The sequence below is a fragment of the Actinomadura sp. NTSP31 genome, assembly GCF_041951385.1.
In the GTDB taxonomy this organism is placed as follows: domain Bacteria; phylum Actinomycetota; class Actinomycetes; order Streptosporangiales; family Streptosporangiaceae; genus Spirillospora; species Spirillospora napierensis.
The window spans coordinates 374,944-400,751 of record NZ_JBGNUT010000005.1 but is presented as its reverse complement, the minus strand read 5'-3'; the positions used below and the strand labels follow the sequence as shown (position 1 = coordinate 400,751).

Genomic DNA, 25,808 nt, shown 5'->3' with positions numbered 1-25,808 from the left:
GCGTGGCCGGGGCGGACAGGGGGTGCCGCCGCGGTCACGCGGGGGACTTCGCCGTCCCCAACTCCCGCCGCGGCGCCGGGACCTTGCGCACCGGCACGGGGCGGTGGACGTCGCGCGCCGTTCGCCCCGGACGCCGCTGGACGTGCCGGACGGCCGGGCGGAAGTCCGCCGGGCCCAGCGTGCAGGACCGGTAGCCGGCGAAGTGCCGGCGCAGCCAGTCGCGCCGCCGGTCGTCGTCCCACGAGCCGAACCGGCGCGCCGCCCACGCGTCGCCGATCGCCGGCGGCTGCTCGCCGAGCAGCCACGCGTCCACCAGCGAACCGTAGCCGCGCGGCCGTCCGGCGACCGTGCACGCGCTCGCGTTCAGCAGGCCGTCCTGGATCTGCCGGACGGCCCGCTCCTGGTAGCCGGGCGAGAGGTCCTCGTCCAGATGGATGCCGGCGACGCCGTCCGCCACCCCGGCCGGCGCCCAGCCCGGTAGCTGCTCGACGCGGGTGAACGCGCCGGGGGTGCCGTTGAGGCGGGCCGCGAGCGGTGTCACGGCCGTCATCAGCGAGGGCAGTGCCGCGCGCAGCGCCGGATGGACGCAGATGGTGAGCGGCCATTGCCGGCACACCCGGTCCGCCGTCACCGGCGTCACCGTCCCGTCGGCGCCGCGCAGCCCGAGCGTCGCGCCGGCGGTCGCCGCCAGCGCCAGCGCCAGCGGCACGACGAGCAGCAGCCGCCGCGTCGCCCACAGCACGTAGCCGAAGACCAGTGCCGCCGTCAGCCCCAACGCCCACAGCACCTGGTAGGCCAGCACCCCGGCGCGCAACGTGGTGAACAGGTGGATGCGGTTGAACGCGGCCGGGGGGAGCAGGCTCAGCCACGACGTCCCCGGTACGCGCAGGACCGCCCACAGGCCCGTCACCACGAGCACCACGGCCGCCGTGGCGCGGTGCGGGACGACCCGTCCGGCCAGGTAGCCGGCCGCGACGTGCAGGACGAGCGCGCCCGCTCCGGCGACGACGCCGAGCGGATGCGGATGCCCGGCCTCCTGCCGGAGCAGCGTGACCACCACCACCAGCGCGGTCACCGCCGCGTACGACGCGAGCGCCGCCGCCGACAGCAGCAGCAGGTCGAGCAGCGTGCCCGTGGCGGGCGAGCGCGCCGTCAGGTCGCGCAGGTAGTCGAGCGGACGCTCCCGGACGGCCGTCCACGCGGCCAGCCCCGCGGCGGCCGGGCCGAGGAACCGCACCGCGTTGACCAGCGCGACGACGGAGTTGTCCCAGTACGCGACCGAGGGCAGCAGCGGCGGGCCCGCCGCCGCCGTCCCGACCGCGGACAGGACCGGCACCGCGACCAGCAGTGCCGAGCGGCGGGCGTCCAGCCGGAGCACCCGACCGAGGTCAGACACCGGCGCCGCTCCCCGCGGCCGCCCGCCTCGCCCGCAGCCTGGACACCGGGAGCGACACCTGCCGCAGTGACACCTGCCGCAGCGCGGCGGGACGCAGGTTCACGTGGGGGAGCGCCAGGCGCGCCGGCCGCCGCTTCACCCCGGTGCGCCTGGGCACCCGGCGGAGGCCCGCCGGCGTGCGGTGCCCGGCTTCGGCGCGAAGGCCGGCGCCGGGCGAGCGGTCCGCGGTGGCGGGCCGGACGGTCTCGGTGCGGAGACCGGCTTCGGCAGGGCGTTCGGCGGGTTGGTCGGCGGGGACGCGGCGGTCGGCGGCGGTGCGGCCGCGGCGGGCCGCGGCGGAGTGCGTGGGCTGCTCGGTGAGCTTGCCGCGCGCCAGCGTGAGCAGGCGGTCGCACCAGCCGGTGAGCGTCTCGGTGTCGTCCGCGCTGACCAGGACGGTGGGCGCGAGCGAGCGCAGCAGCGGGACCAGCTCCGCCATGGCGGCGGAGTAGGCCGGGCCGCCGGGACCCGCCGCGCCGGTCGGCCACGGCTCGGCGGCGGCCCGCAGGTCGCCGAACGGGTCGTCCAGCACCAGCAGGTCCGGGCCGTGCACGCAGGCGGCGGCCAGCCCGGCGCGCAGCCGGACGTCCGGCGGCAGCAGCGACAGCGCCGTCCCGGCGGCCTCGGCGAGGTCCAGCCGCTTCATGATGGACCGTGCCACTGAGGCGCTCGTGCGCTTGTAGTACGCCGCGTACGCGACGAACTCGCCCGCCGTCATGTTCTCCGTGCGGGAGAACCGGGCCGGCAGATAGCCGATCCGGGCCCGCGCGGCGCGCAGGTCCGCGGCGTTCGCTATGTCGTGCCCGAGAATGTGCAGCACGCCGGAATTGGGCCGGCGCAAGGTCGCGAACGTGGCCAGCAGAGTGGATTTACCGACACCAGGTGGACCGGCGAAGCCGACCACGCCTTCGGGCACGCCGAAGGTCACCGGGCGCAGGAGCCACCGCCCCCCGCGGCGGACACCCATTCCTCGGGCCACGATCGCGGAATGCTCCGCGATCACTTGTTTCCCCCCGTTGCTCGTCATGCGAGCGCGACGGTCGTCCGAGCCGGGCCGGTGGCCGCTCCCCGCGCCACGCGGCGCCCGCCGGCCGGGCCGGCCGAATCGGCGGGGCCCGGGGCACCGGATCTCTTTTGCCGTCGCACGCTGCATCGACATCGCGACTATAACCGGGCTTGGTGATGGCTGTCAGCAATCTTTTTGCCTTTACGGCAGGACGCCTGGATTCTTTGCCTTCCGACCGAAGGTGAGAATTCAAAAAAGGCGGACAATTGTGTCGCCATGCCGTCGGACCGGGGCGTCGCGGGCGGGGCCGGCGGGCGGCGCGCTCCGCTCGCAGCGGACGGGGGCACGGACGGGGGCGGTCATGGGGCAGGATGGACCCATGCCTTCTCGGGACTTTTCGTTGCACGGGGCCATTGACCTGGGGGCCCGCCAGGCGGCCACCAGGAAGCAGCAGGAGCGCCGGGCGCAGGCCGGCGCCGCGCCCGCGGGCCCGCCGGCCGGCGGAGCCGACGCCGGCGCGGGCGGCCAGTACGTCATTGACGTCACCGACCAGACGTTCAACACCGAGGTCGTGGAGCGGTCGCAGACCGTCCCGGTGCTCGTGGACTTCTGGGCCGACTGGTGCGGGCCGTGCAAGCAGCTCGGCCCGATCCTGGAGAAGCTCGCCACCGAGGCGGCCGGCAAGTGGATCCTCGCCAAGGTCGACATCGACGCCAACCCGCAGCTCGGCGCGTACATGCAGCAGATGGGCGTGCGCGGCATCCCGTTCGTCGCGGCGGTCGTGGCCGGGCAGCTGCTGCCGTTCCTGAACGGCGCGGCGCCCGAGCCGCAGGTCCGGCAGGCGATCGACCAGCTCTTCGAGGCGCTGCGCCAGGAGGGCATCCTGCCGGAGGCCGCCGAGGGCGAGGCCGCGCCGGCGGGCGAGGCCCCCTCCCCGGCCGACTCGGTCTACGCCGCGGCCGAGGACGCGCTCCAGCGCGGCGACCTCGACGGCGCGAAGGCCGCGTTCGAGCAGATCCTGGCCCGCGACCCGCGGGACGGCCAGGCCAAGCAGGGCCTGTCGCTGGTGGAGCTCAGCCTGCGGGTGCGCGGGCTGGACCCCGAGCGCGCCGTCCAGGAGGCCGCGGACAAGCCCGGCGACGTGCAGGCGCAGATCCACGCCGCGGACGTGGAGATGGTGTCCGGCCGGATCGAGGACGCGTTCGGCCGGCTGCTCACCGCGGTGCGCGGCAGCGCCGGCGACGACCGCGACGCGGCCCGCACGCACCTGCTGTCGCTGTTCGAGTTGCTGCCGCCGGACGACCCCCGCGTCGGCAAGGCCCGCCGCTCCCTCCAGGCGGCGCTGTTCTAGCAACCCCGGCCCAAGAGCGCGGGATCGGCGTGCGGGGCGGGGATTGCGACGGGTTCGCGCCCTTGTCCCGCCGGGAATCGGGCATGTAGCGGGTGTGAGCGCTCGCGTCGTGACCATCTCGGCCGCGTTCGGCACGCGGGGCGACCTCGTCGGGCCCGCCGTCGCCGACCGGCTGTCGCTGCCGTTCCTCGACCGGGCCATCCCCGTGCAGGTCGCCGGTGAGATCGGCTGCACGCTGGAGGAGGCGCTCGCGCACGACGGTCGCGCCGAGAGCGGCATCGGCCGCATCCTCGCGGGCGCCGCGCGGCTGCCGAACGTCGCGCTCGGCGCGATGGACGTCTACCTGCCCGAGCAGGCGATCCTGCGGCCCGAGGAGTTCGTCGAGCACACCGAGCGCTTCATCCACCGCACGGCGGAGCAGGGCGGGGGAGTGCTGCTCGGCCGCGCCGCCGCCATCGTGCTCGCCGACCACCCGGGCGCGCTGCACGTCCGGCTGGACGGGACGCGGCGGCGCCGGCTGGCCGTCGTCGCGTGGGAACTGGCGAAGGGCACGGGGGAACCGGCGAAGGCCGCGAGCCGACCGTCGAAGGCGGCGGGCAGGCGCGCGGGTGGCGCCGCAGGCGGGACGCGGGGTCCGGGTGGGGCGACCGGGACGCCGGACCGCGATGTTGAGCGTATGCTCGATGACAACGACCGCGCCCGTACGGCCTACGTGAAGCATTTTTACGGGGCCGACCCCGCCGATCCGCGGCTCTACCACCTCGTGATCGACACCACGAGGCTGCCCGTGCCCGCCGCCGCCGACCTGATCGCGGCCGCGGCCCGGGCGCTGTGAGCCGCCCGCGGCGGAGAGGGCGTCGGCCCCCGGGCGTCCGTGCCCACCCGAGGGACGCGGCGGCCGGGACGAGGACGTACCCGGTAGCAAAAGGGAGCAGATTGTCGTGGCGAGCGTGCCCAGCGTTTCGTACTCCATCACCGTCCGGCTGGAGGTCCCGGCCGGCGGCCGGGCGGTCAGCCAGATCACGCACGTGGTCGAGAACGCCGGGGGCATCGTCACCGCCCTCGACGTCAACACCGCCGGGCACGAGACGCTGCGCATCGACGTGACGATCGCCACCCGCGACACCCAGCACGCCGAGGCGATCGCGAGCGCGCTGGAGAAGATCGACGCGATCAAGATCCACAAGGTCAGCGACCGGACCTTCCTGATGCACCTCGGCGGCAAGATCGAGATGCAGTCGAAGGTGCCGCTGCGCAACCGCGACGAGCTGTCGATGGCCTACACCCCCGGCGTCGCCCGGGTGTCCCTGGCGATCGCCCGCAACCCCGAGGACGTCCGCCGGCTGACGATCAAGCGCAACAGCGTCGCGGTGGTCACCGACGGGTCGGCGGTGCTCGGCCTCGGCAACATCGGCCCGGAGGCGGCGCTGCCGGTGATGGAGGGCAAGGCGGCGCTGTTCAAGCGGTTCGCCGGCATCGACGCCTGGCCGATCTGCCTGGACACCCAGGACACCGACGAGATCGTCCGGACGGTGCAGATCCTCGCGCCCGCGTTCGGCGGCATCAACCTGGAGGACATCTCCGCGCCGCGCTGCTTCGAGGTCGAGCGGCGGCTGCGCGAGCTGCTGGACATCCCGGTGTTCCACGACGACCAGCACGGCACCGCGATCTGCGTGCTGGCGGCGCTGACGAACGCGCTGCGGGTCGTCGGCAAGGACATCGGCTCGGTCCGCATCACGATGGCGGGCGCGGGCGCGGCCGGCAGCGCGATCCTGAAGCTGCTGATGCACGCCGGCGCGCGCGACCTGATCGTCTGCGACTACCGGGGCGCGGTGCACAAGGGCCGCGACGACCTGGACGACTCGCTGCGCTGGATCGCCGACCACACCAACACCGCCGGCTACTCCGGCGACCTGCGCGGCGCGGTGAAGGACGCGGACGTCTTCATCGGCGTGTCCGCGCCGGGCATCCTCAACGGCGACGACATCGCGACGATGAACAAGGACGCGATCGTGTTCGCGCTGGCCAACCCGGAGCCGGAGGTGTCGCCGGACGAGGCGCGCGAGCACGCCGCCGTCGTCGCCACCGGGCGCAGCGACTACCCGAACCAGATCAACAACGTGCTGGCGTTCCCCGGGGTGTTCCGCGGGCTGCTGGACGCGCAGGCCAACGGCGTCAGCCAGGCGATGCTGGCCGCGGCGGCGCAGGCGCTCGCCGAGGTCGTCACGCCGGGCGAGCTCGGCCCGAACTACATCGTGCCGAGCGTGTTCCACCCGGACGTCGCGTCCCGCGTCGCCGGCGCCGTCCGCGAGGCCGCCGGCGGCCGCCCCCGCACCGAGGCCTGACGAGCAGGGGCGGGCGGGGCTAGTCGCCCTTCTTGGCGAAGACCCGCTCGCGGCGGCGCGGCCAGATCCCGCCGTACCAGAAGATGACCACTCCGGTGAGCAGCACGCCGACGCCGGTCGCGGCCCGTGCCCACAGCACGGTGTCGGGGCCGGTGTGCGGCAGGTTGCCGGGCGTGGTCTTCTGCGGCGCGGCGCCCGCGTGCTTGCAGTTCGCCTTGAGCGTGCGGCTCTCGATCCGCTTGTTGGCCCAGTCGACTCGGACCAGGGTGCTCCGGTCCTCCGTGAGCTCCACCTTGACGGTCTTGCTGTCGTGCGGGGCGACGGTGCCGGGGACGGTGGCGCTCTCGTCGTTCCGGACGACCGTGAAGTCCTCGCTCTGCGTCCCGGTGTTGCGGACCGTGATGCGGACCGAGCGCGCCGGGCACGACACCGACCCGATCGCGGCCGAGACGGGCTGCGGCGTCCCGCTGCTCGGCGGGGCGCTCGTCGGCGTCTTCGTCTTCGACGGCTTGTGCGTCGTGGACCCGGAGGGCGAGGGCGAGGAGCCCGTGCCGGACGTGCTCGGGCTCGGTGACGCGGAGGTGGTCGAGGAGGCCCGCGCGCCGGAGCCCGATGAATTCGTCAGCGCCGGGATGCCGATCAGTGCTGCGATGACGAGAAACACTGCGGCGATGACGACCCTGGGCAACTGCATCGCTGTCCTCCTGACCCGCGTGGGGGCGTCGAGCGGGCGGCCGGGTGATCCGGGATCATTCTCAACCTAGGCGGTTGTGGTGCCGATATCCCCATCGCTAGGAATGCCTAACAGGCTAACGAGCGGGGGGACGTGCCGTGGGAGGTCCGCGCAACGCATGATGGAACCCATGGAAGACGGCATCAGGGTGGGGCTTCTGCTGGTCGCGACCCCGCAATTGGAGGATCCGAACTTCAGGCGCAGCGTCGTCCTGGTGGTCGAGCACGATTTCGACGGGGGCACGCTCGGAGTTGTCCTCAACCGGCCGACCGAGATTCCGGTCGACCGGGTGCTGCCGCCGTGGGCCGAGTTGGTGACCGGCCCGTCGGTGGTGTTCCAGGGCGGCCCGGTCGCGCTGGACAACGCGCTCGCCCTGGCCCGTCTGCCCGGTGAGGACGAGCCGCTCGGCTGGCGGGCGCTGGAGGGCGGCTCGGAGGTGGCCCGGGTCGGCCTGGTCGACCTGGAGGCCCCGCCGGGGCTGCTGGCGGCGGAGCTGCTGCAGCTGCGGGTGTTCGCCGGGTACGCCGGGTGGTCGGCCGGGCAGTTGCGCGGCGAGATCGAGGACGGCGCGTGGTACCTGGTGCCGGCCGAGGCGGGCGACGTGTTCGCCGCCGACCCGGACCGGCTGTGGCAGGAGGTGCTCCGCCGGCAGGGCGGTGACCTGGCGTTCGTCTCCACTTTCCCCGAGGACCCGACGCTGAACTAAGGTGATGACGTGAGTACGAAGATCCTTCCCGAGAGCGACACCCAGCAGGACGTCCGGCCGGACCTCTCGCACGGTGACGGCGACCACGAGCGGTTCGCCCACTACGTGAAGAAGCAGAAGATCACCGAGAGCGCGGTGACGGGCACTCCGGTGATCGCGCTGTGCGGCAAGGTCTGGGTGCCGAACCGGGACCCGAAGAAGTACCCGGTCTGCCCCGAGTGCAAGGAGATCTACGAGTCCATGCAGTCGGGCGGGGGCCAGGGCGACGAGTGACGGCCGGCTGAGAGCCGGCCGGGGGCGCCGGGCCCGCGGGCCCGGCCCGCGCCCGTGACGGTCCCGCGGTCGAGCGTGCGCCGGCAGGCGGACGCCCGGCCGCGGGGCCTTCGCGTTTCCACACTGCTTTCCACAAACGGGGACATACGGGGGACAGATGCGGCGGTTCGCCGGGGTTTCGGTGTGCGCACTGCTGGTCACAGCGTGTGCGGTGCCGATGTCGATGAGTGACGGCGCGCGGGGGCGGGCCCGGACGGCCGGGGCGCGCAAGACCGTCTCGGCGGGGAAGGCCGACTGCGTCCCGGAGGCGGCGGCGGGGGCGGCGGCGCGGTCGGCGCGCCCGCGCGACCGGGACGGGGACCTGACGCGCGGCCAGGTCGTCGCGATGCTCGCGGACCTGCGCCGGACGCTGAGCGAGCGGTACGGGACGCCGGACGAGGAGCGACTCGACGCGCAGTGGTCCGAGGCGCAGGGGTCCGGAGCGCAGAGGTCCGATGCCGCGCGGCGCCGGGCCCGGCTGACGATCCCGGTGCGGTTCCACGCCCTCGCCGCCGGACGAAAGGGCCGGCTGTCCAGGGCGTCCGCACGCGGCCAGATCGCCACGCTGAACGCGGCCTACAGCGGGCGGACGGGCGGCGCGGACACCGGCGTGCGGTTCCGTCTCGTCGGCTACGACACCACGAACAAGGCCGCCTGGTTCTACCACCCGCAGAAGTACGAGAGCCCCATCAAGCACCGGCTCCGCAGGGGCGGGCGCGGCACGCTCAACCTCTACACCGCGTCCGTGGGGCGGGACGTGCTGGGCTTCTCGACGTTCCCGCAGTGGTACCGCAAGGGCCCGCGCATGGACGGCGTCGTCGTCGACTACCGCAGCCTCCCGCACGGCACGTACCGGCGCTTCAACCGCGGTTACACCGCCGTCCACGAGATCGGGCACTGGCTGGGGCTGCTGCACACGTTCCAGGGCGGGTGCACGCCGCCGGGCGACGGGGTGTCCGACACCCCGTACGAGGCGACGCCGGCGCAAGGATGCCCGCACTACAAGGACACCTGTCCCCAACGCGGCGACGACCCGGTGCACAACTTCATGAACTACGGGTTCGACTCCTGTATGCGGAGCTTCACCGCAGGTCAGGGCCGCCGCATCCGCGCCGCGTGGGCCGCGTACCGGGCCCCGAAGCACCGGCACGGGCGGGGGCGCCGGAGTGTGGATCGCGGCACAGGGGAGGCCGGGGAGGCGCGATCTGTCGGTGGGGCTCGGTAGCCTGCTATGACCGTGAGCACCTTCGCCGCATCGAGCATGCCCCCCGCGTTCCCCGAGCGGGCCGCCTGGGGGACCGCGCAGTCCCTGCGCGCCTGGCAGCAGCAGGCGCTGGAGGCTTACTTCGGCGTGGACGGGCGCCAGCCCGGCCCGCGCGACTTCCTGACCGTCGCCACGCCCGGCGCCGGTAAGACGACGTTCGCGCTGCGGCTGGCCCGCGAGCTGCTGGAGCGGCGGATCATCCAGGCGATCACGATCGTCTGCCCGACCGAGCACCTGAAGCGGCAGTGGGCCGAGTCCGCCGGCCGCGTCGGCATCAAGATCAACCCGGAGTACCAGAACGGCGACGGCCCGGTCGGCAAGGACTTCGACGGGATCGCCGTCACCTACGCGACCGTCGCGGCGCGCCCGGCGCTGCACCGCAACCGCACCGAGTCGCGCAAGTCCCTGGTGATCTTCGACGAGGTGCACCACGCGGGCGACGGGCTGTCCTGGGGCGACGCCGTCCGGGAGGCGTTCGAGCCGGCGACGCGGCGGCTCGCGCTGTCGGGCACCCCCTTCCGCACCGACATCAACCCGATCCCGTTCGTCCGCTACGAGGAGGGCCCGGACGGGATCAGGCGCAGCCGGGCCGACTACACCTACGGCTACGGCCCGGCGCTCGCCGACGGGGTCGTCCGGCCGGTGATCTTTCTGGCGTACGCGGGGGAGATGCGCTGGCGCACCCGCGCCGGCGACGAGATCACCGCGACGCTCGGCGAGCCGCTCACCCAGGACCAGACCGCGCAGGCGTGGCGGGCCGCGCTCGACCCCAAGGGCGACTGGATCAGGCAGGTGCTGGCCGCCGCCGACCGCCGCCTCACCGAGCTGCGCCGCGCCATCCCGGACGCGGGCGGGCTGGTCATCGCCACCGACCACGAGGCCGCCCGCGCCTACGCCAAGATGCTGCGCGCGGTCACCGGGCAGGGCGCCACGATCGTGCTGTCGGACGACCCGACCGCGTCCAAGAAGATCAAGGCGTTCGGCGAGACCGACGACCGGTGGATGGTCGCGGTCCGGATGGTGTCCGAGGGCGTCGACATCCCGCGCCTCGCCGTCGGCGTCTACGCCACCTCCACCAGTACGCCGCTGTTCTTCGCGCAGGCGATCGGCCGTTTCGTCCGCGCCCGCAGGCGCGGCGAGACCGCGTCGGTGTTCCTGCCGTCGGTGCCGACGCTGATGGGGCACGCCGCCGAGCTGGAGGAGGAGCGCGACCACGTCCTCGACCGGCCGGTCCGCGAGGACGGCCTCGACGACGACCTGCTCGCCGAGGCCAACCGCAAGCAGGACACGCCCGACGTCGGCGAGGAGCTGCCGTTCGAGACCGTCGAGGCGTCCGCGACGTTCGACCGCGTCCTGTACGACGGCGGCGAGTTCGGCATGAACGCCCAGCCGGGCTCCGCCGAGGAGGAGGAGTACCTGGGCATCCCCGGGCTGCTGGAGCCCGAGCAGGTGACGCAGCTGCTGCGCAAGCGGCAGGCCGACCAGGTCGCCAACGAGCGCCGGCGCAAGACCGGCGACCCGCGCGCCGACCGCACCGCCGCCGAGGACCTGCACGCCCTGCGCAAGGAGCTGAACGGCCTGGTGAACGCGTGGAACCACCGCACCGGGCAGCCGCAGGGCGTGATCCACAGCCAGCTGCGCTCCGCCTGCGGCGGCCCGCCCGTGCCGCAGGCCAGCGCCGAGGAGATCCGGCAGCGGATCGGCAAGATCCGCGAATGGGCCACCAAGCGCGCCTAGCCGTTCGTCCGCCGCCTCCGCGGGGCCGTCCTCAGTGCTCGGGCGTCAGGTCCAGGGACTTGATGATCCTGGCGACCGTCTCCTCGGGGGAGTCGGTGATGGGGACGGTCAGCACGTGCTCGTCCGGGTCCGGGCGCTCGAGGTCGGCGAACTGGCTGTCGAGCAGGCCGGCGCCGAAGAAGTGGCCGTGCCGCCTGCGCATCCGCTCGGCGATGACGTCGCGGTCGCCGTCGAGCAGCACGGTGCGGACGCCGGGCCGGCCGCCCGCCAGCTCGTCGCGGTAGGCGCGCTTGAGGGCCGAGCAGGTGACGACGCCGGGCCGGCCGGACCGGAGGCGGTCGTCGATCCAGGCGGCGATGGCGCGCAGCCAGGGCGCGCGGTCGGCGTCGGTCAGCGGGTGCCCGTCGCGCATCTTGGCGATGTTGGCCGGGGAGTGGAACGCGTCGGCCTCGGCGTAGTCCCAGCCGAGCCGCTCGGCGAGCAGGCTCCCGACGGTGGTCTTGCCGCTGCCGGACACGCCGGCGACCAGGATGACCGTGACGTCTCGGGGGGTGTCCACGGTTCAGGCGCCCACGACCGGCTCGCCGGACAGCGTCACGCCCTCGCGGCCGAGCTCGTCCAGGGCGCGGTCGACGGTGGTCTTGGCGACGCCCGCGGTCAGGTCGAGCAGCACGGTGGTGCGCAGCCCGGCGCGGGCGGCGTCGACGGCGGTCGCGCGGACGCAGTGGTCGGTGGCGATCCCGACGACGTCCACGGCGTCGACGCCGCGGGCGGAGAGCCAGCCGGCGAGCGGGGCGCCGTCGTCGGAGACGCCCTCGAAGCCGCTGTAGGCGGCGGTCTCGCGGCCCTTGCTGAACACCGTCTCGATGGGGGCGAGCGTCAGCCCGGGGTGGAAGTCGGCGCCGGGGGTGCCGATCACGCAGTGCGGGGGCCAGCTGTCGACGAAGTCGGGCCGGTCGGAGAAGTGGGCGCCGGGGTCGAGGTGGAAGTCGCGGGTCGCGACGATGTGCGCGTAGCCGGCGCGGTGCTCGGCGAGGTGGCCCGAGATGGCCGCGGCCACGCCCGCGCCGCCGCCGACGGCCAGCGACCCGCCCTCGCAGAAGTCGTTCTGCACGTCCACGATGATCAGAGCCTTCTTGCCCACGACCGCTCCTCTGCCGGTTTTCTCCCCGCCGTCGACGCTACCCCAGCGTCCCCGGTGCTCTTCAGCGCGCCGCCCGGCCGTAGCCCGGCCGCGGCCCGCCGTTCAGGTGCGCGGGCCGCCCTCGATGAACTCGGTCGGCACGGCGGGCTCGCCCTTGGACAGCTGGAGCGCGGTCGGGGGCAGCTCCGCGACGGAGCGGACGTGCCGCTCGCGGGCGTCGCGCAGCGACTCGCGGCCGACGATCTCGCCGTCGCGGACGAGCGGGACGTGCAGCACGCGGTCCCGCCGGCCCGGCGCGGGCTCCCCGACCGACACCGTCTCGGCGTAGGCGGTGCCGTGCGCGTCGATGCGCCGGACGGCGCTCTTGCGGCCGCCGCGGCTGGGCTTGCCGGTGGACCGCTTCGCGACCGGGCGCATGGGCGCGTCGTCGTCCGGGCCGTCGGTGCGGGCGACGAGCTTGTAGACGAGCGAGGCGGTCGGGGCGCCGGACCCCGTCACCAGGGACGTCCCCACGCCGTAGCCGTTCACCGGCGCGGCCGCGAGGGCGGCGATGCCGTACTCGTCGAGGTCGCCGGTCACCACGATGCGGGTGTCGTGCGCGCCCAGGGAGTCGAGCTGCTCGCGCACGCGGCGGGCCATCACGCCGAGGTCGCCGCTGTCGATGCGGACGGCGCCGAGGGACGGCCCGGCCAGCTCCACGGCCGTCCGGACGGCCCGTTCGACGTCGTAGGTGTCGACCAGCAGCGTCGTGCCCTCGCCGAGGGCCGCCAGCTGCGCCTCGAAGGCGTGCCGCTCGCTGTCGTGCAGCAGCGTGAAGGAGTGCGCGCTCGTCCCGGCCGTGGGGACGCCGTAGAGGCGGCCCGCCTCCAGGTTCGAGGTGGTGGTGAACCCGGCGATGTAGGCAGCGCGGGCGGACGCGACGGCGGCGCGCTCGTGGGCGCGCCGCGACCCCATCTCGATGATCGGGCGGTCCTGCGCGGCCTGCACCATCCGGGACGCGGCGGACGCGATCGCGCAGTCGTGGTTGAGGATCGACAGCGCGACGGTCTCCAGCAGGACCGCCTCCGCGAACGTCCCCTCCACCACCAGGATCGGCGATTCCGGGAAGTAGCAGTCGCCCTCGGCGTAACCCCAGACGTTCCCGGAGAAGCGGTACTTCTCCAGCCATTGCGCCGTCGCGTCGTCGACGATCCCGTTGGCGGTCAGGAACTCCAGCTCCGCGGCGTCGAACCGGAACGCCTCGATGGCGTCCAGCAGCCGCCCGGTCCCCGCGACGACGCCGTAGCGGCGCCCCGCGGGCAGGCTGCGCGCGAAGACCTCGAAGACCGCGCGGCGGCCGGCCGTCCCGCTGCGCAGTGCGGCCTGCAGCATCGTCAGCTCGTACTGGTCGGTCAGCAGTGCGGTGCCGTCGTCGAGGTCCACAAGTGGAACCCTACGGCCAGGTGAGGGCACCATGGACATGGAGGCCATCACACCCGGTGGCGCGCCCCGGCGGGGTGCGGGCGGCGCGCGAAGATCGCACCGGACGGCCCGGGGACGCATAGCATCGGGTGCGTGGGCGGCCCGACAACGCGCGGAAAGGGGGAGACGCGGCCGATGAACGTCATGAGCGGCGGAGCGGGGTCATGAGCACGGCACCCGCACCGGTCGAGCTGGAGCGGCCCGACGTCGAGGAGGACGTGCGCGCCGACCGGCCCTGGCTGGCGATCGTCTGGAACGACCCGATCAACCTGATGTCGTACGTCACGTACGTGTTCCAGGCCGTCTTCGGCTACCCCAAGAGCAAGGCCGAGAAGCTGATGCTGGACGTCCACCACAAGGGCCGCGCCGTCGTGGCCAAGGGCACCCGGGAGGAGATGGAGCGGGACGTGGAGATCCTGCACTCCTACGGGCTGTGGGCCACCGTGAAGCGGGACGACTGAGGCCCGTGCGCGGAGCGATCCGATGAACGGCGTGATTCGATGAGCCATGTGAAGAAGACCCGCAAGGGCGTCGTCGTGCGGCTGGAGGCCGAGGAGGCGGCGCTCGTGCGGGCGCTGATGGAGCAGCTGGTGTCGCTGCTCGGGGACACCCCGGGCGGGGACGGCGAGCTGGCCTCCATGGGCATCGCCGAGAACGCCGTCAAGCCGGACGACCCGGTGCTGGCGCGGCTGTTCCCGGACGCCTACCGCGAGGACGGCGAGGCGGCCGGGGAGTTCCGCCGCTACACCGAGATGGGGCTGCGGGACGGCAAGCGCGAGGCGGCGCAGGCGGTGCTGGACGCGCTGAAGGACCCGGGCGCCGACATCCTCCTCGACAAGGAGCGGGCGCAGATGTGGCTGCGCGCGCTGAACGACGTCCGGCTGGCGCTCGGCACCCGGCTGGACATCGGCGAGGAGTGGTACGAGGAGGCCGAGCGGCTGGACCCGCGCGACCCGCGCGCGCCGATGTTCGCGGCCTACGACTGGCTGACGATGCTGCAGGAGGGCCTCGTCCGCGCCCTCTGGTAGCCCGCCCTGCGGCGCGGCGGCGGCGCGGCGGCGGCGCGGCGGCGGCGCGGGGGCGCGTGCCCGTCCGCACCCGGCCATATGCGACATCACCGATTGTCGGGACGCGGACGCCCTCAGTGGTGTCCACTGGGGGTGAGGGGACGCCGCCAGGCCCGTCGTGATCGGCGGGCCGTACGCCAACCGGAGGCCGCGATGCCGGCAATGGCCGGTCACAGCAAGCCCGTGGGCTCGATGGAGCTGGGCGACCATCTGTGCCTGTTCTTCGACAGTGAGGCCGAGCGGCGCTCGGTCATGGCCGCCTACGTGCGCGACGGCGTGCGCGCCGGCCACAAGGTGATCTACATCTCCGACGCGGTGCCCGGGCGGGACGTCGCCGCCTGGCTCGCGAACCGGGCCGACACCGGGCCCGACACCGTCGGCCCGCCGCAGGACGACGACGGCTTCGACTTCGCCGCGGCGCTGGAGGCCGGGCACTTCGTCGTCCGCACCGCCGAGGAGACGTTCCTCGCCAGCGGCAGGTTCGATCCGGACGAGAGCCTGGAGCTGATGGCCACGGAGATCGACCTGGCGCTCGTGCAGGGCTACCCGGGGGTCCGGATCGCCGGGGAGGCGCGGTTCTCGCTGCGCCGCTGGCCCGGGACCGAGCGGCACGGCGACTTCGAGCGCATGCTCGACCAGGTGTTCATGACGACCGACCTGAAGGCGATGGCGATCTGCCAGTTCGACCGCCGCTGGTTCGACGAGGTGCGGCTGGCGGAGCTGGAGGCCGGCCACATGGGCCGGGTGCGGGCGGACGACCACTACGACGACGGCGCGCTGCGCATCACGCCGACCTTCGCGCCGCCGGGTGCGGCGCTGGCCGGGGTGCTGGACGCCGCGACGAGCCCGGCGGCGGAGAAGGTGCTGGCGTCGGTCGCGTCCACGGCGGGCCTGCTCTGCCTGGACCTCGGCGGGCTGACCCGCTGCGACGAGGCCGGGCTGCGGCTGCTGGCCGACGCGGACCTGCCGGGCCTCGGCGCGAACCGCGGCCTGCTGCTGCGCGGCGCCGCCCCCGAGCTGGCCGGCCGGCTGCGCGAGTCCGGGCTGCTGGCGCGGTCCGGGGTGGCGGTCGTGGAACGGACCGGGTGAGCCGGGGAACGGACCCGGCAAGCGGAGGGACGTGTCGCTCATGGCGGGCGGGGACCGCACGGCGGTCGGGGAGATGCGCTTCGGCGACCATCTCTTCCTCGCCTACGGCAACGGCGCGGAACGGCTCGCCGTCCTGGCGGCCTACCTGCGCGGCGGGCTGCGGGCCGGCCAGGCCCTGCTCTACCTGGCGGACGGCGAGCCCGCGCGGGCCGCGCGGGACCGGCTGCGGGCGGTGTTCGCGGCCGGCGACCCCGACCTGCTCGCGGCGCTCAACGACGGCCGGCTCGCGGTGTCCGAGGCCGCGGGGCGCCCGGCCGGCGAGGTGATCGCGGCGGCCGGCGGGCCGGGCCGGCGCGGGGTCCGGGTGACCGTCGAGGCGTCGCCGTCGTCGCGCGGCTGGCCCGGCACCGCCGGGTTCGCGGCGTTCGAGGACGCCGTGGGCCGGGCCGCGGCCGGGGCCGGCGACGTGATGGCGCTGTGCCAGTTCGACCGGCGCTGGTTCGGGCCGGGCCTGCTGGGCGGGCTGGAGGCGTGCCACGGCGGGCGGGTCCGCGCCGACGCGGTGTTCGACAACGGCGCGCTGCGGATCGAGCCGCTGTTCGCGCCGCCCGGCCTGCGCCTGACCGGCTCGATCGACGCGTCGACGCTGCCGGGCCTGCTGGCGGCGCTGCGCGGGTTGGACGGCCGCGCCGCCCACGTGTGCCTGGATCTGGCCGGGGTCGACTTCTGCGACCTGGACGGGCTGCGCGCGCTGGTCGGCGTGAACGAGTGGAGCATCGTGCCCGACCGGATGGTCGTGCTGCGGTCGGCGCCCCGCTGCGTGGAGATGATGATGCGGGTGACCGGCTGGGACGGCGTGCCCGGCGTCGTCCGGGAGGGGGCTCGATGATCGCCCATCAGGCAGGCCCGCACGAGGCCCGGGGTCTCGCGCAGGACGCGCCGGCGCAGGCCGCCGATGGCGGCGTGCTGGTGCACCGGGCGGTGCCGTACGGGTGGCCGCGCGAGCTGGCGCTGACCGCCGTCCCCTACCTGCGGGCCGGGCGGCGCGCCGGCGACGCGGTGGTGGTGATCGCCTCCGACCCGGTCCGGGTGACGCTGCGCGAGCAGCTCGGCGTGGAGACCTGCACGGGCATCGAGTTCATCGACTCCGCCGACTGGTTCCGCGGGCCGATGCGGGCGCTGGCCGGCTACCACGACCGGATGCGCGCCGACTGGTGGCCGCGCGGGCGGCTGCGGCTGCTGGCCGAGCCGGTGTGGGACGGGCTGACGCCGCTGGAGACGCGCGAGTGGCAGCGGCACGAGTCGCTGCTGAACGTGGTGTTCGCCGGCACTCCGACCATGATCATGTGCGCGTACGACACGGCGTCGCTGCCCCGGCCCGTGCTGGACGGCATGGCCCGCACGCATCCGGAGCTGGCCGGCCCGGACGGCGCGCGCCCCAGCCCCGGGTTCACCGACCCCGCCGAGTACTACGCCGAATGCAACGCGGGCGCGCTGCCGCCGCCCCCGGCCGCCGCCGCGCACCGGCCGTTCGGCCCCGGCGGGCTGCCGTCGCTGCGCGCCTTCCTCACCGCCGAGGCCGTCCGGCTCGGGCTGCCGGAGAGCCGGACGCTGCCGCTCGTGCTGGCGGTGAACGAGGTCGCCACGATGATCGTCCGGGAGGGCGGCGGGCACGGCGCGGCGCGGCTGTGGGCGGAGGCCGGCGAGCTGGTGTGCGACGTCGCCGACCCGGGCCGCGCGCTCACCGACCGGTTCCTCGGCTACACCCCGCCGCGCGCCGCGCACTCCGGCGAGCCGGGCGGCCGGGACGCCGGGGGCGCGATGTGGGCGGTGCGCCGGCTCTGCCACATCGTGCAGATCAGATCGGGCGCCGGCGGCACCCGGTTCCGGCTGCACGTCCGGCTCGACTGCGGATGAGGGGCGGGCCGGCCGGGACGGTAGCCTTCGGGACATGCTGACGATCGAGCGTGCCCTGGTCGAGAAGATCGTCGCGCATGCGCGCGCCGACCATCCGGACGAGGCGTGCGGCATCATCGCCGGCCCGATCGGGTCCGACCGGCCCGTCCGGTACGTGGCGATGGCCAACGCCGAGCGGTCCCCGACGTTCTACCGGTTCGACTCGCAGGAGCAGCTGAAGCTGTGGCGGGAGATGGACGACCGGGACGAGGAGCCGGTGGTGATCTACCACTCGCACACCGCGACCGAGGCGTACCCGTCCCGCACCGACATCTCCTACGCCTCCGAGCCGAACGCGCACTACGTGCTCGTGTCGACCCGCGACGAGGACACCGAGGAGTTCCGGTCGTACCGGATCGTGGACGGCGAGGTGACCGAGGAAGAGGTCCGGGTCGTCGACTCCTACGACGCCTGATCGCCGAGGTTGCCGAGCCGATGGCGGCGGGGAGCGGCCGGGACGCGGCCGGTAAACTGGTCGACATGTGGACGAGCGGGGACGTGACGGGCGTGCGGCGCCGCGTCCCGGCCTTCGCGGTGCCACCCGTACAGAGCTTCCTGTTCGGGCACTCGCGCGCCGAGGTCGTCTACGACTGTTCGCCGACGCGCTGATCCTGCCCGGAATTCCCCCGCTGCCCGCCCGGTTGTGACGCAGAGGGCGGGGAGCCCCGTACGACCTAAGGAGATCATCGCGATGGCGATCGAGGTCCGGATCCCGACGATCCTGCGCAACCTCACCGACGGCGCCAAGGCCGTCGAGGGCAAGGGCGGCACGCTCGACGAGCTGTTCGCCGACCTGGACTCCCGGCACCCCGGGCTGCGCGCCCGGCTGGTGGACGACAAGGGCCTGCGCAGGTTCGTCAACGTCTACCTCAACGACGAGGACGTGCGGTTCCTCGGCGGCCTGGAGACGCAGGTCTCCGACGGCGACGGCGTGACGATCCTGCCGGCCGTCGCGGGCGGCTGAGCCGGGCTGGACGAGCGGACATGCGATTCGACTCGCTGCTGGACTCCCTCGGCGGCACCCCGCTGGTCGGGCTGCCGCGGCTGTCGCCGAGCGGGGACGTCCGGCTCTGGGCGAAGCTCGAGGACCGCAACCCGACCGGGTCGGTGAAGGACCGTCCCGCCTTCTACATGATCGAGAAGGCGGAGAAGGACGGCCTGCTGACGCCGGGCTGCACGATCCTCGAGCCGACGTCCGGGAACACCGGCATCTCCCTCGCCATGGTCGCCAAGCTGCGCGGCTACCGGATGGTGTGCGTGATGCCGGAGAACACCTCGGCGGAGCGGCGCCAGCTGCTGGAGATGTGGGGCGCGGAGATCATCTCCTCGCCGGCCGCGGGCGGCTCCAACGAGGCCGTCCGGGTGGCGAAGGGCCTGGCGGCCGAGAACCCCGACTGGGTGATGCTGTACCAGTACGGGAACGAGGCCAATGCGCGGGCGCACTACGCGACGACCGGGCCGGAGATCCTCGCCGACCTGCCGTCGGTGACGCACTTCGTCGCGGGCCTCGGCACCACCGGCACGCTGATGGGCGTCGGCCGGTACCTGCGCGAGCAGGTGCCCGGCATCAAGATCGTCGCCGCGGAGCCGCGGTACGGGGAGCTGGTGTACGGGCTGCGCAACATCGACGAGGGCTTCATCCCCGAGCTGTACGACGACTCGGTCCTGACGACGCGGTTCTCGGTCGGGTCGCTGGACGCGCTCCGCCGCACCCGCGAGCTGCTGGAGCAGGAGGGCATCTTCGCCGGGATCTCCACCGGCGGCGCCCTGCACGCCGCGATCGGCATGGCGAGCAAGGCGGTGAAGGCGGGCGAGCGCGCCGACATCGTGTTCATCGTGGCCGACGGCGGCTGGAAGTACCTGTCCACGGGCGCCTACGGCGGCACCCTGGAGGAGGCCGAGGCGCGCCTCGAAGGCCAGCTCTGGGCCTGACCGCGGGCCGGTCGGGCGTGATCCCGGCCACGGCGGACGTCCCGGCCGGCACGGTACAGTTCGGAATCGAACGAGATTCTAGAACCGTGCCGGCCGGGTGGACGCCCGGCGGCCGGAGCGGGAGATGCGGATGAGCGGGTTCGAAGCGGCGATCGCGGTCGAGCGGATCGCCGAGGGCCGGTACGAGGCCGTCCTGGACGGCGGCTACCTCATCGGCGAGGCGCTGAACGGCGGCTACCTGATGGCGGTCCTCGCCCGCGCGGCCGTGGACGCGTCCCCGCACGAGCACCCGATCTCCACCGCGGCGACCTTCCTGCGGCCCGGCCGGCCCGGCCCCGCGCGGCTGGTCGTCGACACCCGCAAGCAGGGCCGCACCGCCGCGACGGCGCTGGTCAGCCTCGTCCAGGAGGACCGTCCCGTGGTGGAGGCGCTGATCACCACCGGCACCCTGGACGCCGCCGCGCAGCCCGACTGGGCCGGCCCGGCGCCCGATCCCGCCGTCCCGCCGCCGGCCGACTGCACCGACTTCCGCGCCGGGAAGCAGGACGCGGAGGGCTTCGCCGCCCGCGTCGACATGCGCTTCGACCGCACCACGATGGGCTGGCTGGACGGCCGGCCGAGCGGCACCCCGGACTCGCGCGCCTGGTTCCGGCTCCGCGACGGCCACGAGCCCGACGCCTACAGCCTCGCGGTCGCCGTGGACGCGCTGCCGCCCGTCGCCCTCAACCTCGGCGCCAAGGGCTGGGCGCCGACCGTCGAGCTCACCTGGCACATGCGGGCGGTGCCCGCGCCCGGATGGCTCGCCCTGCACGGCGGCGGCCGGCTGATGTCGCATGGCTGGTTCGACGAGGAGGTCGAGGTCTGGGACTCCACCGGACGCCTCGTCGCGCAGAGCCGCCAGATCGCCCGCGTCGGCCGCGGCTGACCGGCGGCACACGATCCCCGGCGTTTCGGCGCGGCCCGCGACGGGATCTTCGGCGGCTCCCGTGAACTGGGCCCTTTTCCGGCGGGTGACGGTGTGATGTCCAACGCATGACGCACCTGGACGGGGGTATGTCGCCTAGCCTGTAGGACCATGTCAGCGACCGGCGACCTCGACCCGACAGCGCCCTCATCCGGTCACCGGTCGGATCTGCCGATCGGTGTGTTCGACAGCGGATTCGGCGGTCTCACCGTGGCCCGCGCGATCCTCGACCAGCTGCCGAACGAGCCGATCGTCTACCTCGGCGACTCGGCCCGCCAGCCGTACGGGCCGCGCCCGATCGCCGAGGTCCGCGCGTACGCGCTGGAGATGCTCGACCAGCTCGTCGACGAGGGCGTGAAGATGCTGGTGATCGCCTGCAACAGCGCCAGCTCGGCGATGCTGCGCGACGCCCGCGAGCGCTACGACGTCCCGGTGGTCGAGGTGATCAACCCCGCCACCCGGCGCGCCGTGCGGGCGACCTCCAACGGGCGGGTCGGGCTGATCGCGACGCACGCCACCGTCACCAGCCGCGCCTACGACGACGCGTTCGCCGCCGCGCCGCACATCGAGCTGGTCAGCGCGGCCTGCCCGCGCTTCGTCGAGTTCGTCGAGGCGGGAGTGACGGCGGGGGCGGAACTGCTGGACGCGGCGCGCGGCTACCTGCGGCCGATCGTGGCCGCCGGCTGCGACACGCTCATCCTGGGCTGCACCCATTACCCACTGCTGACCGGCGTCATCTCGTATGTCGTCGGCGACGGGGTCACACTGGTCTCAAGCGCCGACGAGACCGCCAAGGACGTGTATCGAGTGCTGCACGACCAGGGGCTGGCGCGCGACGAGGCGAGGCCCCGGCCACGGCACCGGTTCCGCGCGACCGGTGACCCCGGCGTGTTCGCCGAACTCGGCCGGCGGTTCCTCGGACCGGAGATCGACGCGGTGGAGACGGCCCGCGCGGCCGCCGAGGCCGGGCCGGGCGGCGCGGGGGGCACCGGCCCCGCCCTGAGCAAGGCTCTGACGACCTGATTCCTCGGGGACACAAGAGGAGGAGTGAGCGTGCGGGTCACAGTGATCGGCTGCTCCGGCAGTTTCCCGGGGCCGGACAGCCCCGCGTCCAGCTACCTGATCGAGGCCGACGGCTACGCGCTCGTGCTCGATCTCGGCAACGGCGCGCTCGGATCGCTGCAGCGCTTCCGCTCGTTGCAGGAGATCGACGCGGTGTGCGTCTCGCACCTGCACGCCGACCACTGCCTGGACCTGTGCGGGCTGTGGGTGGCGCGCACCTACCACCCCGAGGGCCCGCAGCCGCGGCTGCCCGTGCACGGCCCCGAGGGGACCGCGGTGCGGATGGCGAAGGCCTACGACCTCGAACCCGAGCCGGGGATGTGCGAGACGTTCGACTTCCACGTGCTGCGCCGCGGCCCGTACGAGATCGGCCCGTTCCGGGTGACGACCGCGCTGATGCCGCACCCGGTGGAGGCGTACGCGTTCCGCATCGAGCACGGCGGCAAGGCCCTCGCCTACTCCGGTGACACCGGGGTCTCCGACACGCTGGTGGAGCTGGCGCGCGGCGCCGACCTGTTCCTGTGCGAGGCGTCGTTCCTGGAGGGGCCCGGCCTGCCGTCCGAGCTGCACCTGACCGCGCGGGAGGCGGGCGAGCACGCCGCCCGCGCCGACGCCGGCCGCCTCGTGCTCACCCACCTGGTCCCGTGGAACGACCAGGACCTGTCGCTGAAGGAGGCCAAGGCCAGCGGCTACGGCGGCGACATCGAGCTGGCCCGGGTGGGCGCCTCCTACGACCTGTGACGCGCCCGCCGGGCACTAGGGTGGTGCGCATGGCACGCCCCGATGATCGCGCACCGGACCAGCTCCGCCCCATCCGCATCCAGCGCGGATGGCTCGACCACGCGGAGGGGTCGGTGCTCGTGGAGTTCGGCCGGACGCGGGTGCTGTGCGCGGCGTCCGTGCAGGACTCGGTGCCCCGCTGGCGGCGCGACAGCGGCCTCGGCTGGGTCACCGCCGAGTACGCGATGCTGCCCCGCGCCACCAACACCCGCAACGACCGCGAGTCCATCAAGGGCCGGGTCGGCGGCCGCACCCACGAGATCTCCCGGCTGATCGGCCGGTCCGTCCGGGCGTGCCTCGACTTCAAGGCGCTCGGCGACAACACCGTCCAGCTGGACTGCGACGTGCTGCAGGCCGACGGCGGCACCCGCACCGCCGCGATCACCGGCGCGTACGTCGCGCTCGCCGACGCGGTGTCGTGGATGCGCGAGCGCAAGATGCTGCGCGGGAACCCGCTGGTCACCTCGGTCGCGGCGGTCAGCGTCGGCGTCGTCGCCGGAGAGGCGCGGCTCGACCTGTGCTACGAGGAGGACTCGGTCGCCGGCACCGACATGAACGTGGTGTGCACCGGCGACGGGAGGTTCGTCGAGGTGCAGGGCACCGCCGAGGGCGCCCCGTTCGACCGCGCCGAGCTGGACGCGCTGCTCGACCTCGCGGCGGGCGGCTGCGCCGACCTGACCCGGCTGCAGAACGAGGCCCTGGAGAAGGGGACGCCGGGGCGGTGACGCGGATCGTGCTGGCGACCCGCAACGCGGGCAAGATCGCCGAACTGGAGCGGATCCTCGACGGCGTCGAGGTGGCGGGTCTCGCCGAGTTCCCCGGCGCCCCGGAGGTGCCCGAGACCGAGCCGACCTTCGAGGGCAACGCGCTGCTGAAGGCCCGCACCATCGCCGCGCACACCGGCCTGCCCGCCGTCTCCGACGACTCGGGGCTGTGCGTGGACGCGCTGAACGGCATGCCGGGCGTGCTGTCGGCCCGCTGGTCGGGACGGTTCGGCGACGCCACCGGGGACAAGGACGCCGCGAACCTCCAGCTCGTCCTCGACCAGCTCGGCGACGTCGCCGACGACCTGCGCGGCGCGGCGTTCGTGTGCGCGGCGGCGCTGGTCGTCCCGGCGGCCGGCGACCGCGCCGCCGTCGAGCACACGGTCGAGGGCCGGATGCGCGGGACCGTGATCCGGTCGCCGCGCGGCACCGGCGGCTTCGGCTACGACCCGGTCTTCCTGCCGGACGGCGAGACCCGCACCACCGCGGAGATGGCGCCGGCGGAGAAGGACGCGATCAGCCACCGGGGCCGGGCGTTCCGCGCGCTGGCCGAGCTGCTCCCGGACGCGCTCGCCGCCGCCGGCCGCCCCTGACCCGGCGGCCCGTCCGGCGATTCCGGGGAATCCATCCGGGATCGTGACAACCGCACGGAGCGCCGCGGGGGTTCTTACGGGTGTACGGACACCGTCCCCCGAGGAGCAACATGATCGACAAGGGTCGCATCCGCCGCGGGCCGATGCTGGCGCTGGCCGGAGTGGTGGGCGCGGGCGCGCTCGCCGCCGGGATCTGGGCGGCCGCCGACTCCGGCTCGTCGCCGCGCGTCACGCCGGTGGCGGAGCGGAACGCGCTGGCGCATCCGAAGACCCCCGCCCCCGCGCCGGCGACGCGGCCGTGCGAGTCGGTGCGGCCGCCGGCCCGCGCGCCCCGGCCGGTCCCGTCGAAGGGGGCACCGGGGGTGCCGGCCGAGCCTTCCGCCTTGCCGTCCAACCGGCCGGGGGCATCGGCCGAGAGCCCGCGGCCCGTCCCGCCGCACACGTCGACCCGGCCCGTGCCGACGCCGACCGCCGCCGATCCGGCGGCGCGCCCGACCAGGACGGCGACGCCGCGGCCGGAGCCGAGCCCGACCGACTGCGGCCCGCGGCCGGGCGAGCCGCGGCCGACCAGGACCGCGGCGCCGCGGCCGGTGCCGTCCGCGCCCCCGTCGGCGCGGCCGGCGCCCACCGACCGGCCGATGACGCCGTCGCCCGTCCCGTCGGCGTCCCGGAGGTAGCCGCCTGTCCACGATGAGCGCCCAGGAGATCCGCGGGGCGGAGATCACGTTCGACGAGTTCGTGACCGCCACCGCGGGCCGGCTGCTGCGCACCGCCGTGTTCCTGGTCTACGACCGCCACCTCGCCGAGGACCTGCTGCAGATCGCCTACGAGCGGGTCGCCCGCAAGTGGAGGCGGGTGTCGGCCGGCAACCCGGAGGCGTACGCGCGCCGGGTGCTGGTCAACCTCGCCATCGACGAGAACAAGCGGCGCGCCCGCCGCCGGGACACCCCGGTCGGGTCGGTGGCCGACGTGGAGCGCCTCGCCGGGCCGTCCCCGGCCCCGGGGGCCGCCGGGGGAGACCTGGACGAGGTGCTCCGCGCGCTGCCCGCCAAGCAGCGCGCGGTGGTCGTGCTGCGCTACTGGTGCGACCTCGGGGAGCAGGAGATCGCCGAGACCCTCGGGATCTCCCGGGGGACGGTGAAGAGCCACACCGCGCGGGCCATGGCGGCGCTGCGGGAGCACATGAAGGAGGGCCGGGCGTGAACGACGAGCTCGAAGCCCTGCTGCGCGACCACTACCGCGCGGCCGCCGACCACATCACCGCGGGCCCCGGCACGGTCCGCAGGTTCCAGGAGGCGGGCCGGGCGGCTCCCCCGCCGGAACGCGGCCGGTGGCGGTGGGCGTTCCCGGCGCTGGCGGCGGCGGTGACGGCGGCGGTGCTGGTGACGATCGCGGTGTTCCTGTGGCCCGGCGGCGGGACGCCGGCGAAGCCGCACCCGATGGGGCCGCCCGCCTCCCCGTCGCTCCCGGCGCCGGGGGTGCCGGTGCCGGGTCCGACGGACGCTCCGGAGGCCCGGCCGTCGCCGTCGCGCCCCCCGGAGAGCGGCATCCCGCCCCAGATCCGCAGTGACCCCGGGGTGACGCGCCGTCCGCAGGACCGGCTCGGCCCGGCCACGCCGACGCCTTCGCCCACCGGCGCGGCCTCCGACCGGCCCGTCCCGACCTCGAAGGAACCCGCGCCGACCCCGACGCGCTCCTGACGCCGCGCGCCCCCGGCCATGCGTCCGCCCGGGGGTGCGCGTCGTCGGACGGTGAATGCGAGCAGCCCCGTGCGGGGTCAGGTGGCGGGTTCGCCGAAGCACAGGCCCGGCAGGCTGCCCCAGCCGACCGTCTCCAGGACGGCGCGCACCTGCGGCGGCGTGCGGTCGAGCACGACGGGCGCGCCGCACACCCGGCTCCACGCGGCGTCGCCCAGCATGCAGATGCCGCCGAGGTCGATGAAGTCGAGCCCGCTCAGGTCGAGATGGAACTCGCGGTCGGGCGGCAGCTCGGCCAGCGCGGACTCCAGCGCCCGCGCGAACACGGCGTGCCGGGCGGCGTCCAGCTCGCCGGTGAGCGCGAGCCCGGCGGGCTCCGCCGTCCGGACGATCCTCAGCGGCTCCACGGC

Annotated in this window: 32 protein-coding genes; 25 read left to right on the top strand and 7 right to left on the bottom strand. The window is 74.6% G+C overall.

The features are described 5' to 3' along the window. Positions 1–34: 34 nt before the first annotated feature. Complete coding sequence (locus tag ACA514_RS11610; RefSeq protein WP_375041064.1) at positions 35–1,396, bottom strand: hypothetical protein; 1,362 nt, start codon at positions 1,394–1,396, stop codon at positions 35–37. Beyond that, positions 1,389–2,402, bottom strand: coding sequence for an ATP-binding cassette domain-containing protein (locus ACA514_RS11605; protein ID WP_375041110.1), 1,014 nt, complete (start codon positions 2,400–2,402; stop codon positions 1,389–1,391). Before ACA514_RS11605 ends, ACA514_RS11610 begins: the two co-directional genes overlap by 8 nt. A gap of 439 nt (positions 2,403–2,841) precedes the next feature. Here ACA514_RS11605 and ACA514_RS11600 point away from each other — a divergent pair, with 439 nt between their 5' ends. From ACA514_RS11600 to ACA514_RS11590, 3 genes are all read left to right on the top strand, one after another. Continuing rightward, positions 2,842–3,792, top strand: coding sequence for a tetratricopeptide repeat protein (locus tag ACA514_RS11600; protein ID WP_375041063.1), 951 nt, complete (start codon positions 2,842–2,844; stop codon positions 3,790–3,792). A 94-nt stretch (positions 3,793–3,886) separates the two neighbouring features. Continuing rightward, the gene (locus ACA514_RS11595; protein WP_375041062.1) at positions 3,887–4,627 is read left to right on the top strand and encodes an AAA family ATPase; all 741 of its coding nucleotides are present in this window, start codon (positions 3,887–3,889) and stop codon (positions 4,625–4,627) included. Positions 4,628–4,733: 106 nt separating this feature from the next. Then, positions 4,734–6,137, top strand: a complete 1,404-nt coding sequence (locus ACA514_RS11590; protein WP_375041061.1) for an NAD-dependent malic enzyme — start codon at positions 4,734–4,736, stop codon at positions 6,135–6,137. Between the two features lie 19 nt (positions 6,138–6,156). On the opposite strand, the gene ACA514_RS11585 is transcribed toward ACA514_RS11590, so the two are convergent. Then, entirely contained in the window at positions 6,157–6,567 is a 411-nt protein-coding gene (locus tag ACA514_RS11585) for a hypothetical protein (protein WP_375041060.1), read from the bottom strand. On the opposite strand from ACA514_RS11585, the gene ACA514_RS11580 reads away from it, so the two are divergent. From ACA514_RS11580 to ACA514_RS11560, 5 genes are all read left to right on the top strand, one after another. Then, positions 6,539–6,901 (top strand): hypothetical protein, encoded by a 363-nt coding sequence (locus ACA514_RS11580; RefSeq protein ID WP_375041059.1) that lies wholly within the window; start codon positions 6,539–6,541, stop codon positions 6,899–6,901. The two genes, ACA514_RS11585 and ACA514_RS11580, sit on opposite strands and share 29 nt — an antisense overlap. Positions 6,902–7,000: 99 nt before the next feature. After that, complete coding sequence (locus ACA514_RS11575; protein WP_344280294.1) at positions 7,001–7,576, top strand: YqgE/AlgH family protein; 576 nt, start codon at positions 7,001–7,003, stop codon at positions 7,574–7,576. Positions 7,577–7,585: 9 nt separating this feature from the next. Beyond that, a complete protein-coding gene (locus ACA514_RS11570) occupies positions 7,586–7,849 on the top strand; it encodes a DUF3039 domain-containing protein (protein ID WP_344280297.1) in 264 nt (87 codons plus the stop codon). A 223-nt stretch (positions 7,850–8,072) separates the two neighbouring features. Continuing rightward, entirely contained in the window at positions 8,073–9,113 is a 1,041-nt protein-coding gene (locus ACA514_RS11565; protein ID WP_375041058.1) for a zinc metalloprotease, read from the top strand. 36 nt (positions 9,114–9,149) lie between these two features. Continuing rightward, positions 9,150–10,889 carry a DEAD/DEAH box helicase gene (locus ACA514_RS11560; protein WP_375041109.1) on the top strand — a complete coding sequence of 580 codons (1,740 nt, stop codon included), beginning with the start codon at positions 9,150–9,152 and terminating at the stop codon, positions 10,887–10,889. 31 nt (positions 10,890–10,920) lie between these two features. Here ACA514_RS11560 and ACA514_RS11555 read toward each other — a convergent pair whose 3' ends face one another. From ACA514_RS11555 to ACA514_RS11545, 3 genes are all read right to left on the bottom strand, one after another. Then, positions 10,921–11,448, bottom strand: coding sequence for a gluconokinase (locus ACA514_RS11555; protein WP_375041057.1), 528 nt, complete (start codon positions 11,446–11,448; stop codon positions 10,921–10,923). 3 nt (positions 11,449–11,451) lie between these two features. After that, complete coding sequence (locus tag ACA514_RS11550) at positions 11,452–12,033, bottom strand: isochorismatase family protein (RefSeq protein WP_375041056.1); 582 nt, start codon at positions 12,031–12,033, stop codon at positions 11,452–11,454. Positions 12,034–12,135: 102 nt separating this feature from the next. Then, entirely contained in the window at positions 12,136–13,488 is a 1,353-nt protein-coding gene (locus ACA514_RS11545) for a nicotinate phosphoribosyltransferase (protein ID WP_375041108.1), read from the bottom strand. A gap of 170 nt (positions 13,489–13,658) precedes the next feature. Between ACA514_RS11545 and clpS the strand changes: the two genes are divergently transcribed. From clpS to ACA514_RS11460, 17 genes are all read left to right on the top strand, one after another. Beyond that, positions 13,659–13,955, top strand: a complete 297-nt coding sequence (clpS, locus tag ACA514_RS11540) for an ATP-dependent Clp protease adapter ClpS (protein ID WP_208236436.1) — start codon at positions 13,659–13,661, stop codon at positions 13,953–13,955. A gap of 39 nt (positions 13,956–13,994) precedes the next feature. Then, a complete protein-coding gene (locus ACA514_RS11535) occupies positions 13,995–14,522 on the top strand; it encodes a DUF2017 domain-containing protein (protein WP_375041055.1) in 528 nt (175 codons plus the stop codon). Positions 14,523–14,723: 201 nt separating this feature from the next. Next, a complete protein-coding gene (locus tag ACA514_RS11530; protein ID WP_375041054.1) occupies positions 14,724–15,650 on the top strand; it encodes an MEDS domain-containing protein in 927 nt (308 codons plus the stop codon). A gap of 40 nt (positions 15,651–15,690) precedes the next feature. Next, positions 15,691–16,539, top strand: coding sequence for an MEDS domain-containing protein (locus ACA514_RS11525; RefSeq protein ID WP_375041053.1), 849 nt, complete (start codon positions 15,691–15,693; stop codon positions 16,537–16,539). Then, the gene (locus tag ACA514_RS11520; protein WP_375041052.1) at positions 16,536–17,567 is read left to right on the top strand and encodes an anti-sigma factor RsbA family regulatory protein; all 1,032 of its coding nucleotides are present in this window, start codon (positions 16,536–16,538) and stop codon (positions 17,565–17,567) included. Before ACA514_RS11525 ends, ACA514_RS11520 begins: the two co-directional genes overlap by 4 nt. A 34-nt stretch (positions 17,568–17,601) precedes the next feature. Continuing rightward, positions 17,602–18,021 carry a Mov34/MPN/PAD-1 family protein gene (locus ACA514_RS11515; RefSeq protein WP_375041051.1) on the top strand — a complete coding sequence of 140 codons (420 nt, stop codon included), beginning with the start codon at positions 17,602–17,604 and terminating at the stop codon, positions 18,019–18,021. A 65-nt stretch (positions 18,022–18,086) separates the two neighbouring features. Next, the gene (locus ACA514_RS11510; RefSeq protein WP_375041050.1) at positions 18,087–18,215 is read left to right on the top strand and encodes a hypothetical protein; all 129 of its coding nucleotides are present in this window, start codon (positions 18,087–18,089) and stop codon (positions 18,213–18,215) included. 82 nt (positions 18,216–18,297) lie between these two features. Further along, positions 18,298–18,570, top strand: a complete 273-nt coding sequence (locus ACA514_RS11505; RefSeq protein ID WP_375041049.1) for a MoaD/ThiS family protein — start codon at positions 18,298–18,300, stop codon at positions 18,568–18,570. Positions 18,571–18,590: 20 nt separating this feature from the next. Further along, a complete protein-coding gene (locus tag ACA514_RS11500; RefSeq protein WP_375041048.1) occupies positions 18,591–19,538 on the top strand; it encodes a PLP-dependent cysteine synthase family protein in 948 nt (315 codons plus the stop codon). 130 nt (positions 19,539–19,668) lie between these two features. Next, positions 19,669–20,463, top strand: coding sequence for a thioesterase family protein (locus tag ACA514_RS11495; RefSeq protein WP_375041047.1), 795 nt, complete (start codon positions 19,669–19,671; stop codon positions 20,461–20,463). Positions 20,464–20,613: 150 nt separating this feature from the next. Continuing rightward, entirely contained in the window at positions 20,614–21,525 is a 912-nt protein-coding gene (murI, locus tag ACA514_RS11490; protein ID WP_375041046.1) for a glutamate racemase, read from the top strand. Between the two features lie 30 nt (positions 21,526–21,555). Continuing rightward, complete coding sequence (locus tag ACA514_RS11485; RefSeq protein ID WP_375041045.1) at positions 21,556–22,305, top strand: MBL fold metallo-hydrolase; 750 nt, start codon at positions 21,556–21,558, stop codon at positions 22,303–22,305. A 29-nt stretch (positions 22,306–22,334) separates the two neighbouring features. After that, positions 22,335–23,069: a ribonuclease PH gene (gene rph, locus ACA514_RS11480; protein ID WP_375041044.1), complete on the top strand. Its 735-nt coding sequence runs from the start codon at positions 22,335–22,337 to the stop codon at positions 23,067–23,069. Beyond that, positions 23,066–23,701: an RdgB/HAM1 family non-canonical purine NTP pyrophosphatase gene (gene rdgB / locus ACA514_RS11475; protein WP_375041043.1), complete on the top strand. Its 636-nt coding sequence runs from the start codon at positions 23,066–23,068 to the stop codon at positions 23,699–23,701. Before rph ends, rdgB begins: the two co-directional genes overlap by 4 nt. Before the next feature lie 110 nt (positions 23,702–23,811). Next, on the top strand, positions 23,812–24,378 hold the full coding sequence (locus ACA514_RS11470; RefSeq protein ID WP_375041042.1) for a hypothetical protein: 567 nt from the start codon (positions 23,812–23,814) through the stop codon (positions 24,376–24,378). Between the two features lie 13 nt (positions 24,379–24,391). Then, the gene (locus tag ACA514_RS11465; RefSeq protein ID WP_375041041.1) at positions 24,392–24,904 is read left to right on the top strand and encodes a SigE family RNA polymerase sigma factor; all 513 of its coding nucleotides are present in this window, start codon (positions 24,392–24,394) and stop codon (positions 24,902–24,904) included. After that, complete coding sequence (locus ACA514_RS11460; RefSeq protein ID WP_375041040.1) at positions 24,901–25,401, top strand: hypothetical protein; 501 nt, start codon at positions 24,901–24,903, stop codon at positions 25,399–25,401. The genes ACA514_RS11465 and ACA514_RS11460 overlap by 4 nt, the downstream gene beginning before the upstream one ends. A 77-nt stretch (positions 25,402–25,478) precedes the next feature. On the opposite strand, the gene ACA514_RS11455 is transcribed toward ACA514_RS11460, so the two are convergent. Further along, a complete protein-coding gene (locus ACA514_RS11455; RefSeq protein WP_375041039.1) occupies positions 25,479–25,805 on the bottom strand; it encodes an STAS domain-containing protein in 327 nt (108 codons plus the stop codon). Positions 25,806–25,808: the final 3 nt, after the last annotated feature.